Origin of the sequence: Acidaminococcus fermentans, assembly GCF_009696675.1 — a bacterium.
Taxonomy (GTDB): domain Bacteria; phylum Bacillota; class Negativicutes; order Acidaminococcales; family Acidaminococcaceae; genus Acidaminococcus.
Genome location: NZ_VULN01000032.1, coordinates 1 through 1,256 on the forward strand (window position 1 = coordinate 1; position 1,256 = coordinate 1,256).

General features: G+C 43.9%; 2 protein-coding genes. Both read right to left on the reverse strand.

Annotation, left to right across the window (positions count from 1 at the left end; genetic code table 11):
• Positions 1–44: 44 nt before the first annotated feature.
• The gene (locus FX155_RS11360) at positions 45–923 is read right to left on the reverse strand and encodes an IS3 family transposase (protein WP_326831148.1); all 879 of its coding nucleotides are present in this window, start codon (positions 921–923) and stop codon (positions 45–47) included.
• A complete protein-coding gene (locus FX155_RS11365) occupies positions 872–1,192 on the reverse strand; it encodes a transposase (protein ID WP_154488808.1) in 321 nt (106 codons plus the stop codon). Before FX155_RS11365 ends, FX155_RS11360 begins: the two co-directional genes overlap by 52 nt.
• Between the last annotated feature and the right edge of the window lie 64 nt (positions 1,193–1,256).

The window sequence follows — 1,256 nt, forward strand, 5'->3', positions numbered from 1 at the left end:
GAAAGGTGTCAAGGCTTTTAGACACATCGAACCGAGACACCTCGTTAACTTACTAATTGCTGGTATTTTTCATTCGGAGTTAAATAATCAATACTCGAATGAATACGGTTTGCATTGTAATCGATTATATATTCAAAAACGGTCATCACTGCGTCGTTATAACTCATCTGACTGGTATCCGGCATTTCCGTTTTAAGAGTATGCCAGAAGCTTTCTATGGGTTGGTTGTCCATAGGGTGTCCAGGTCTGGAGAGGCTGCGGCGAAAGTGCATTTTATCAAGCATTTCACTCATCTCCTCAGATTTAAAGCATCCTCCGTTGTCAGAATGATACACCGCACCAATAGGACGGAAGGGGTTTCTGCCACAGGCATCCAGCAAAGCTGCTATAGCCAGTGACGTTCTTTGATGGAAGCCCCAACTGAGTCCTACAACACGCCTGGTCCCTACATCAAGTCCTCCGCATACATAGAACTTTCCGTCTTTGTATGGAAGTTCAGTATTGTCGAAGCACCAGAGGTAATTGGGCATTTTCACAGCATATTTATCCTTTATCAGATTGGCTGCTTTGATCTTCGGATCAGTTGGTTCTGGTTTCTCCTTTTTTGTCTTCTTGCGGCCTGCTTTGGCATGTAGATCATTTTCCCGAAGCACCCTGGCAATAAAGGAAAGGCTGACTTGAACGGGTTGAGGCCCTTTGGCCAATGCGTGCTTGATGCGCTTTTTTCCATATTCCTCATGATGCTTGTTGAAACAGTCAATAACCATTTGTTCCAAGGCCAGTTTGTCATGGGAAGGGGGACGATGTTTGTAGTAATATGCGGCACGAGTAATGCCCAGGATTCTGCATACTTCACCGACTGGATATGCCGTTAGATCGCTTTTGGCGAACTCGACCTTTTCTTGGGGACGGTAGCAAAGTATGCTGCTGCTTTTTTTAAGATATCATTCTCCATTTTCAGTTTTTCGTTGGTTTTCTGAAGCTGCTTAAGTTTGGCTTCAGGACTTCTCAAATAACCACTGCCCACAAAGGCCTCTTCGCCATAATCCTGGTATTCCTTGATCCAGCGATAAATGGTATGAGAAGGCACATTAACGGCCTTGGCCAACTGTGGTACGGGCTTATTTTTATCCAAAACAAGCTTGCATACCTGGATTTTGAAATCCCTGGTGTACATTTTTAGACTCTTCATAAAAGACGCTCCTTTCTCCAAGAAAGTCTCGCTTCATACTGTCTAAATATATGATACACCTTTC

Coding starts and splice junctions, on each gene's coding strand:
- FX155_RS11365 (WP_154488808.1), bottom strand. CDS start 1,192: ATGAAGAGTCTAAAAATGTACACCAGGGATTTCAAAATCCAGGTATGC.